Origin of the sequence: Pseudomonas putida W15Oct28 (assembly GCF_000708715.2) — a bacterium.
GTDB classification, from domain to species: domain Bacteria; phylum Pseudomonadota; class Gammaproteobacteria; order Pseudomonadales; family Pseudomonadaceae; genus Aquipseudomonas; species Aquipseudomonas putida_R.
Genome location: NZ_JENB01000023.1, coordinates 91,269 through 100,289 on the forward strand (window position 1 = coordinate 91,269; position 9,021 = coordinate 100,289).

Genomic DNA, 9,021 nt, shown 5'->3' on the forward strand with positions numbered 1-9,021 from the left:
CCTGACACATTCCAAAGCCCCAACAAAAAGCCCCGGCTCATACGAACCGGGGCTTTTTCATGACAGCTACAGCGGCAATCAGCCGTTGAACACGTCATCCACGCTGGTCAGCGGGTAGTGCTTCGGATACGGCAGGGTAGCCACGCCGGATTCGATGGCGGCCTTGGCCACTGCGTCGGAAACGACGGTGATCAGGCGTGCGTCCAGCGGCTTCGGAATGATGTACTCACGGCCGAACTCCAGGCCTTCGACACCGTAGGCTTCGCACACTTCTTTCGGCACTGGCAGCTTGGCCAGGTCCTTCAGGGCGATGGCGGCGGCGATCTTCATTTCTTCGTTGATACGCTTGGCACGAACGTCCAGGGCACCACGGAAGATGAACGGGAAGCCCAGAACGTTGTTGACCTGGTTCGGGTAGTCGGAACGACCGGTGGCCATGATCACATCGTTGCGAGTGGCGTGCGCCAGCTCAGGCGAAATTTCCGGGTCCGGGTTCGAGCAGGCGAACACGATCGGGTTGGCAGCCATCGACTTCAGGCCTTCTGCACTCAGCAGGTTCGGGCCGGACAGGCCTACGAACACGTCGGCACCGTCGAGTGCGTCAGCCAGGGTGCGCTTGTCGGTAGCGTGGGCGAACTGAGCCTTGTACTGGTTCAGGTCGTCACGGCCAGCGTGGATTACACCGCTGCGGTCGATCATGTAGATGTTTTCGACCTTGCCACCCATGCTCACCAGCAGCTTCATGCAGGAGATGGCAGCAGCACCGGCACCCAGGCAGACGATCTTGGCGTCTTCGAGCTTCTTGCCAGCGATTTCCAGGGCGTTGATCATGCCGGCCGCGGTAACGATAGCGGTACCGTGCTGGTCATCGTGGAACACCGGAATGTCGCACTGTTCGATCAGGGTGCGCTCGATTTCAAAGCACTCAGGTGCCTTGATGTCTTCGAGGTTGATGCCACCGAAGGTGATCGAGATGCGGCGAACGGTATCGATGAACGCTTGCGGGCTTTCCGATTCGACTTCGATGTCGAACACGTCAATACCAGCGAAACGCTTGAACAGAACACCCTTGCCTTCCATGACCGGCTTGGAAGCCAGTGGGCCGAGGTCACCCAGACCGAGGATGGCGGTGCCATCGGAAATCACCGCAACCAGGTTGCCTTTGCCGGTGTATTTGTAAGCCAGCTCTGGATCACGGCCGATTTCACGCACGGGCTCAGCAACACCTGGGCTGTAGGCCAGGGCGAGGTCACGGGCGGTGGCAGTGGGCTTGGAGAGTTCGACGCTCAGTTTCCCCGGACGAGGTTGAGCGTGGTATTCGAGAGCGGCGGTTTTCAGGTCTGACATGGTGGGCATTCCGCTATTTACTGTTCTGACGGACCGCCGAGGATACGCAAAGAGCCGGGGAGTCACAAGACTGGTCGGTCACTTGTGTCAAGGCCTTTAGCCTACGACTTTACGCTATAACCCACGGGGGCATACGGCTAACAGTGTGTACAATCTAATAGCGAAATGTCTACATCTTTTAGCCTGAAAAACGCTCCAACATGCTCGGATCAGTCAATGGCAGCACCCAGCGTCGCTGCCCAGGCTTCAGGCCGCCCTTGCGGGAACGATCCAGCACCCAGCCACGCGCTTCGACCTGGCGTCCCTTGAGGTTATCGAAGAAGCTGCCGGGGAAGTTGCGTTGCAGACGAGCGGGAACCTGCAGCACCACAGCGTCATCCAGGGTCAGCCAGACCCCGCCACGGTTGCGCTCGATACCCTTGATGCGGCCCCCGATCACAGCGAAACCCGACTGCCTGACATCACCTGCAGGCACCACCGGCGAGCGCCGCCATAAACCATTGCCGGCCTTGCGCGCCGCTTGCTCGGCAAGCTGCTGGCAGCCGCTGAGGCTTACATTGGGGGCAACTGCCACGCGGTAACCCAAACCCTCGCTGAGCAACCGTGCTTCCAGATTGTCGCCACCAAGGCCATAGATATGCGCCAGTGTTCGGCCATATTTGTCTTTAGCCTCAACGCCCGGTACCAGCCCGACTCGCCCTTCACTGGCGTTGACCAAGGCTTGAAGGCGTCGCTTGGCGGCCTCGGCATAGGGCTCGCTGGTGCGCCCTTTGCGGCCGATTTCCGGGGCATTGATGCCGATCAGGCGCACGCTGCGGCCATCGACCAGGCGCAAGGTATCGCCATCCACCACTTGGCGTACCTGCACTTGCTGTGGCTGCTCCGGCAGTGGGCAGAACGCCAGGGCCGGGAAATGCCAGATGACGCCCATAAAAAAAGCGCCCACAAGGGGCGCTTTTTTTTGCAGCAATGCGAAACCCGAGGGGTTCGCCATGCGCATGATTATTTCTTGGCACCGAACATGCCGAAGCGATCGGCGAACTTCTGTACGCGACCACCGGTGTCCAGGACTTTCTGCTTACCGGTGTAGAACGGGTGGCACAGGTTGCAAACGTCGATCGACAGGGTTTTGCCCAGGGTCGAACGGCTTTCGAACTTGTTGCCGCAGCTGCAGGTGACTGCAACTGCTTCATAGTTCGGGTGGATACCTTCTTTCATGGTCGCTTCCTCGAGCTGCGTGCCGCCATCCAACACCAATTGTTGAATACCGCACGTAATTAGGCGGCAAATAATACCAGAGCGCTGCGCTAGTGCAAGTTGTCGCTTGCACCGACCGTCGTCTGCTAGGCTCGCCAGTCTTTGATACGCCCTCCGAGACCTTCCGCGTGCCCGACGTCATCCTGCGCCTTGCCCTGCCCTCCCCGCTGCGTCGCCTGTTCGACTACAAGGCACCCGCGAGCATGGCGCGCCAGGCCTTGACCCCCGGCATGCGCATTCGCGTGCCATTCGGCCGCCGCGAAATGATCGGCGTGCTGGTGGAGGTGTGCACACAGAGCGAGGTGCCCGCCGACAAGCTCAAGCCGGCCAGCGCCCTGCTCGATCCGGTATCGCCAATCCCGCCCTCGCTGTTCAAGCTGTGCCTGTGGACCGCCCAGTACTACCAGCACAGCCTGGGCGATACCCTGAGCTGGGCCCTGCCGACGTTATTGCGCCAGGGTGAACCTGCCGAGATGCGCCAGGAGCGCTTCTGGCACATTGCCCCCGGCGCCCGCCTGGAAGACCCGCGCATCGCCCGCGCGCCGCGCCAGCGCGACGCCCTCAAGACCCTGGCCCAGCACCCGCACGGCGTGGCCCACAGCCTGCTGGCCAAGCTCAACCTGAACAAGGACAGCCTCGATCTGTTGCTGGCCAAGGAGCTGGCACAGATCGAAGTCCGCCGGCACTTGCCGGCGCTACGCCACGAACACTGGCTGGCGCAGCCGGAATTGCCGCTCAACGAAGAGCAGCGCGATGCCTTTGACGCCGTGCGCGAAGGCTTTGGGGGCTTTGGCGCGTTCCTGCTGGCCGGCGTCACCGGCAGCGGCAAGACCGAGGTCTACCTGCAGTTGATTCGGGAAACCCTGGAAGCCGGGAAGCAGGCGCTGGTGCTGATTCCGGAGATCAACCTCGGCCCACAGACCCTGGCGCGCTTCGAGCAACGCTTCAACGCCCGCATCGCCCTGTTGCATTCGGCGGTAAACGACCGCGAGCGCCTGGACGCCTGGCTGGCCGCCCGGGACGGCGAGGCCGACATCATCATCGGCACCCGCTCGGCATTGTTCACGCCGATGAAAAACCCCGGCCTGATCATCATCGACGAGGAGCACGACGGCTCTTATAAACAGCAGGAAGGGCTGCGCTATCACGCCCGCGACCTGGCACTGGTACGCGCCCACCAAGAGAACATCCCGATCCTGCTCGGCTCTGCCACGCCGTCGCTGGAAACCCTGCACAACGCCCTTACCGGTCGCTACCGCCTGCTGCGCATGAACCAGCGCGCCGGTGGCGCACGCCCGCCGCGCATGCTGCGCCTGGATGTGAAAAGCTTGCCACTGGACAGTGGTATCAGCGGCCCGTTGCAACAAGCCATCCGCCAGACCCTGGAGGCAGGCCAGCAAGTGCTGGTGTTCCTCAACCGCCGCGGCTTCGCCCCGACTTTACTGTGCCACGATTGTGGCTGGCTGTCCGAGTGCCCGCGCTGTGATGCACGCATGACCGTGCACCAGCGTTCTGGCGTGCTGCGCTGCCACCACTGCGGCTATGACGAACGCCTGCCGCACCAGTGCCCGCAGTGCAACCACGTGGACCTGCGCCCGGTCGGCGCGGGCACAGAACGTGCCGAAGAACGCTTGAAGGTGCTGTTCCCGGACTACCCGATCCTGCGGGTGGACCGCGACAGCACGGCGCGCAAGGACGCCATGCACAACCTGTTCACCACCATTCAGCGCGGCCAGCCGAGCATCCTGGTCGGTACGCAGATGCTTGCCAAGGGCCACCACTTCCCCCGGGTGACCCTGGTGGCCATCCTCGACGCCGATGGCGGGCTGTTCTCGGGTGATTTTCGCGCCAGTGAGCGCATGGCGCAGCTGATCGTGCAGGTGGCCGGGCGTGCCGGGCGCGCCGAGGAGCCAGGCAAGGTCATCATCCAGACCCACCTGGCCGACCACCCGCTGCTGGTGCAGTTGACCGAGCAGGGCTACTTCGCCTTTGCCGAACAGGCTCTGGACGAACGCCGCGCCGCAGGGCTGCCGCCCTACTCCCACCTGGCCCTGCTGCGTGCCGAAGCGCACAAGCCGGGGCAGGCCGAAGGTTTTCTCGACGAAGCCTGCGCTGCTGCCGAGCGTCTGGTGGCCGAGCAGCGCCTGCCGGGCATCGAACTGCTGGGCCCGGTGCCAGCGCCCATGGAGCGCCGCGCCGGGCGCTTCCGCGCGCAACTGTTGATACAGGCCAATACCCGGGCGCCTTTGCATCGACTGATCAGCGCCTGGTTGCTAGTGTTGGAGCAGATGCCGAGCGGGCGCCAGGTACGCTGGTCGCTGGACGTCGACCCGGTCGACCTGTACTGACGTCCGGGGCTGCTTTGCAGCCCCAAAGGTTGGCAACCCGCTCCCGGCAACGGATAATGCCCAGTTTTTCCACCTGCGCATCCAGGCGCTCACCGCGCTTGCGGTCGAAAAGAGATCCCCATGAAAGACACCATTCGCCAGCTGGTCCAGCAAGCCCTCACCCAACTCGTCACCGACGGTGTGCTGCCTGAAGGGCTGTCGCCGGCGATCCAGGTGGAAAACGCCCGGGACAAGACCCACGGCGACTTCGCCAGCAATATCGCCATGATGCTGGCCAAGCAGGCAGGCATGAAGCCACGCGACCTGGCCGAAAAACTGATCGAAGCCCTGCCGGCCAGCGCCGACATCAGCAAGGTCGAAATCGCCGGCCCCGGCTTCCTCAACTTCTTCCAGAACACCGATGCCCTGGCCAACCGCCTGGACGCCGCCCTGGCCGATGACCACTTGGGCGTGCGCAAGGCCGGCCCGAGCGAAAAGGTCGTCATCGACATGTCGGCGCCGAACCTGGCCAAAGAGATGCACGTCGGCCACCTGCGCTCGACCATCATCGGTGACAGCGTCGCACGCGTGCTGGAATTCCTGGGTGACAACGTCATTCGCCAGAACCACGTCGGCGACTGGGGTACCCAGTTCGGCATGCTGATGGCTTACCTGCAGGAAAACCCGATCACCAGCGACGAGCTGTCCGACCTGGAAAACTTCTACCGGGCGGCGAAGAAGCGCTTCGACGAATCGGAAGAGTTTGCCACGCGCGCCCGTGGCCTGGTGGTCAAGCTGCAAGCTGGCGACCCTGAGTGTCTGGCCCTGTGGACCCGCTTCAAGGACATCTCGCTGTCGCACTGCCAGAAGACCTACGAGTTGCTCAACGTCAAGCTGACCATGGCCGACGTGATGGGCGAAAGCGCCTACAACGACGACCTGGCCAACGTGGTGGCCGACCTCAAGGCCAAGGGCCTGCTGGTCGAGGACCAAGGCGCCCAGTGCGTGTTCCTCGAGGAATTCAAGAACAGCGAAGGCGAACCCCTGCCGGTGATCGTGCAGAAAGCCGACGGCGGCTACCTGTACGCCACCACCGACCTGGCCGCCGTGCGCTACCGCAGCAACGTGCTCCACGCTGACCGCGCCCTGTACTTCGTCGACCAGCGCCAGGCCCTGCACTTCAACCAGGTGTTCGAAGTGGCGCGCCGTGCAGGCTTTGTCGGCCACCCGATGCAGATGGAGCACATGGGCTTCGGCACCATGAACGGCGCCGACGGCCGCCCGTTCAAGACCCGTGATGGCGGCACCGTCAAGCTTATCGACCTGCTCACCGAGGCCAAGGAGCGCGCCTACGCGCTGGTCAAGGAAAAGAACCCGAGCCTGGCCGACGAAGATCTGCGCCACATCGGCGAAGTGGTGGGCATTGGCGCGGTGAAATACGCCGACCTGTCCAAGCACCGCACCAGCGACTACAGCTTCAACTTCGAGCTGATGCTCAACTTCGAAGGCAACACCGCCCCGTACCTGCTGTACGCCTACACCCGCGTAGCCGGCGTGTTCCGCAAGCTGGGCAAGGGCTTTGACGAAGTCGACGGCAAGATCGTGCTGCAGGCCGCCCACGAGCAGGACCTGGCTGCGCGCCTGGCGCAGTTTGGCGAAACCCTCAATAGCGTCGCCGAAAAAGGCACGCCGCACGTGCTGTGCAGCTATCTGTACGACCTGGCCGGCCTGTTCTCCAGCTTCTACGAGAACTGCCCGATCCTCGCCGCCGAAACCCCGGAACAACAGCAAAGCCGCTTGCGCCTGGCCGCCCTGACCGGCCGCACCCTCAAACAAGGTCTGGAACTGCTCGGCCTGGAAACCCTGGAGCGCATGTAAGTTGGCTGCCAAGAAAAAACCCGCCCCAAAACGCGGCGCCAGCCGCCAGACGGCGCCGGCCAAACAGCCGATCCCTGGTTGGGTATGGATGGCCGTCGGCCTCACCGTAGGCGCGTTCATCGTGTTCCTGATGAAGCTCGAACCGGGTGGCGATGACATCAAGCGCACCAAGCCCGAGCAGCAGAAGCCGGAAAAAGTGGCCGAAGCCAGCAAGCCTGCCCAGGCCACCCCACTGCAGCCGGTGAAGCCGAAGTACGACTTCTACACCCTGTTGCCGGAGTCCGAGGTGATCGTGCCGCCAGAAGCGGTTCCGGAGAAGACGCCACCGGTACCGGCCCAGCCGGTGACCCCGGTGACGCCGGCAGAAGCGGCGAAGATCGACACCGCGCGGGCCCAGGCGGCGTTGCTGGGCCAGACCCCGCCACCGCCACCACCGGTGATCAAGCCGGCAGCGACCACCCAGTACTTCCTGCAGGCCGGCTCGTTCCGCAAGCAGGCCGATGCCGACAAGGTCCGCGCGCAGATCATCCTGCTGGGCCAGTCGGTGAAGGTGGAGTCGGGTACGGTGAAGGACGAAACCTGGTACCGCGTCCTGGTCGGGCCGTTCAGCAACCGTGAGCAGCTGACCGGGGCGCAGAAGCAACTGGCCGGGGCCGGCTTCAGCAACCTGTTGCTGCAACAGCGCCAGACCCGTCAGTAACCCGAAAAGGGGACCTGTGGGAGCGGCCTTGCGTCGCGAAAGGGCTGCAAAGCAGCCCCAACACCCTCAGCACAATGGCTGAAACCCTGGGGCCGCTTTGCGGCCCTTTCGCGACACAAGGCCGCTCCTACAAGGGCTTTGCATTACCCCCTCCCCGCATTGCGTTCAGACACTTGGCTGTTCAGCGTCCAGAAGTCATACAGCACCCCCAGCAGGAACAACCCGCCGGTGAAGAAGTAGATGATCGCGGTGATCCACTTGCCCTGATACAGCCGATGCAGGCCAAACACCCCAAGGAAGGTCAGCAGGATCCAGGCGATGTTGTAGTCGATACGACCGGACTGGAACCGCAGGTCTGCTTCACGGTCCATGGCCGGGATCAGGAACAGGTCGATCAACCAGCCAATGCCCAACAGGCCCAAGGTGAAGAACCAGATGGTGCCGGTGATGGGCTTGCCGTAGTAGAAGCGATGCGACCCGGTGAAGCCGAAAATCCACAGCAGGTAACCGATGACCTTGCTGTGAGTGTCGTGATAGGGCGCCCCCTGTTGATAAGTATTCATTCATAGCCCTCGTGGGTTATCCAAAAATTGTCTAAAAAAAAATGTGACTTTCTCGTTTCAGGCCGACGTACGGCAGCTGGGCAATCGACCAACGGATCAAAGATTGATCAAAAAGCTGTTATAAAGTTGCGCGCCCAACACATAACTATTCATAAGAGCTTCATCTATGCCGACTTTATTCAAGACATGGCTGACCCTCTGTCTATTATTGCCCCTGGCCGCCCACGCCACCAATCGTGAGCAACGTCTTCCCAATGGTTTCACCGGCTATACCACCAATGCCTCGGTGAAACACGCGCCGGTCAAGCAGACCACCCTGCGCGCGCGCCCCAGCAATGCCGCCAGCAACCGCGGCTTGCCAGTCGCTGCCATGTCGCCGAAGCAGAGCAGTGATGTGCTCAGCCGTGCGGTGAACGTACTCGGTACTCCTTACGTTTGGGGTGGTAGCAGCCCGAAAAAAGGCTTCGACTGCAGCGGGCTGGTAAAATACGCCTTCAACGATGTGGCAGACGTCGACCTGCCGCGCACCTCCAACGCCATGGCCCAGGGCCACGGCGTCAAGGTGGCCAAGGGTGACCTGAAGCCTGGCGACCTGATCTTCTTCAACATCAAGAGCCGCCGGGTGAACCATGTTGCCATCTACCTGGGCAACGACCGCTTCATCCACGCACCGCGGCGTGGCAAGCGGGTGAGCATCGACAACCTCAGCAAGCCTTACTGGCAGAAGCATTACGTCGTGGCCAAGCGAGTGCTGCCGAAGGAACAGCAGCAGCTGAACCTGGCCAAGCGTTAAGCAGGCCCGGCCTCTTCGCGGTGTACGACCGGAGACATTGTTTACATCGTAAACCGGGGACATGGTTTACACATTTGAGGCTTGGACGCGGTTTGCACCCCGTTCAAGCCTCCCCAGGAGATGGTCACACAGGAACACATCCCAAACATCATCTTC

Annotated in this window: 8 protein-coding genes; 4 read left to right on the forward strand and 4 right to left on the reverse strand. The window is 62.4% G+C overall.

Going from position 1 to position 9,021, the window contains the following annotated elements:
* Window positions 1–78 precede the first annotated feature (78 nt).
* The 3 genes from AK81_RS17340 to rpmE all read right to left on the reverse strand — a co-directional run bounded on the left by AK81_RS17340 (window position 79) and on the right by rpmE (window position 2,565).
* Entirely contained in the window at window positions 79–1,347 is a 1,269-nt protein-coding gene (locus AK81_RS17340; RefSeq protein WP_043200698.1) for a malic enzyme-like NAD(P)-binding protein, read from the reverse strand.
* Between the two features lie 178 nt (window positions 1,348–1,525).
* Window positions 1,526–2,347 carry a thermonuclease family protein gene (locus AK81_RS17345; RefSeq protein WP_043200700.1) on the reverse strand — a complete coding sequence of 274 codons (822 nt, stop codon included), beginning with the start codon at window positions 2,345–2,347 and terminating at the stop codon, window positions 1,526–1,528.
* Window positions 2,348–2,349: 2 nt separating this feature from the next.
* Window positions 2,350–2,565 carry a 50S ribosomal protein L31 gene (gene rpmE, locus AK81_RS17350; RefSeq protein WP_043200701.1) on the reverse strand — a complete coding sequence of 72 codons (216 nt, stop codon included), beginning with the start codon at window positions 2,563–2,565 and terminating at the stop codon, window positions 2,350–2,352.
* Between the two features lie 167 nt (window positions 2,566–2,732).
* Here rpmE and AK81_RS17355 point away from each other — a divergent pair, with 167 nt between their 5' ends.
* From AK81_RS17355 to AK81_RS17365, 3 genes are all read left to right on the forward strand, one after another.
* Complete coding sequence (locus AK81_RS17355; RefSeq protein ID WP_043200702.1) at window positions 2,733–4,952, forward strand: primosomal protein N'; 2,220 nt, start codon at window positions 2,733–2,735, stop codon at window positions 4,950–4,952.
* A 120-nt stretch (window positions 4,953–5,072) separates the two neighbouring features.
* Window positions 5,073–6,809 (forward strand): arginine--tRNA ligase, encoded by a 1,737-nt coding sequence (gene argS, locus AK81_RS17360; RefSeq protein WP_043200704.1) that lies wholly within the window; start codon window positions 5,073–5,075, stop codon window positions 6,807–6,809.
* A 1-nt stretch (window position 6,810) separates the two neighbouring features.
* Window positions 6,811–7,509: an SPOR domain-containing protein gene (locus tag AK81_RS17365; protein ID WP_043200705.1), complete on the forward strand. Its 699-nt coding sequence runs from the start codon at window positions 6,811–6,813 to the stop codon at window positions 7,507–7,509.
* A 143-nt stretch (window positions 7,510–7,652) separates the two neighbouring features.
* Here the strand turns inward: AK81_RS17365 and AK81_RS17370 are convergent, their stop codons facing one another.
* Window positions 7,653–8,072: an NINE protein gene (locus AK81_RS17370; RefSeq protein ID WP_043200706.1), complete on the reverse strand. Its 420-nt coding sequence runs from the start codon at window positions 8,070–8,072 to the stop codon at window positions 7,653–7,655.
* Between the two features lie 166 nt (window positions 8,073–8,238).
* On the opposite strand from AK81_RS17370, the gene AK81_RS17375 reads away from it, so the two are divergent.
* Entirely contained in the window at window positions 8,239–8,865 is a 627-nt protein-coding gene (locus AK81_RS17375) for a C40 family peptidase (protein ID WP_043200707.1), read from the forward strand.
* The last annotated feature ends 156 nt before the right edge of the window (window positions 8,866–9,021 follow it).

Excerpts from the sequence above, each read along its gene's own strand:
- AK81_RS17340 (WP_043200698.1), bottom strand. The coding sequence starts at position 1,347 with ATGTCAGACCTGAAAACCGCCGCTCTCGAATACCACGCTCAACCTCGT.
- AK81_RS17345 (WP_043200700.1), bottom strand. The coding sequence starts at position 2,347 with ATGCGCATGGCGAACCCCTCGGGTTTCGCATTGCTGCAAAAAAAAGCG.
- rpmE (WP_043200701.1), bottom strand. The coding sequence starts at position 2,565 with ATGAAAGAAGGTATCCACCCGAACTATGAAGCAGTTGCAGTCACCTGC.
- argS (WP_043200704.1), top strand. The coding sequence starts at position 5,073 with ATGAAAGACACCATTCGCCAGCTGGTCCAGCAAGCCCTCACCCAACTC.
- AK81_RS17370 (WP_043200706.1), bottom strand. The coding sequence starts at position 8,072 with ATGAATACTTATCAACAGGGGGCGCCCTATCACGACACTCACAGCAAG.
- AK81_RS17375 (WP_043200707.1), top strand. The coding sequence starts at position 8,239 with ATGCCGACTTTATTCAAGACATGGCTGACCCTCTGTCTATTATTGCCC.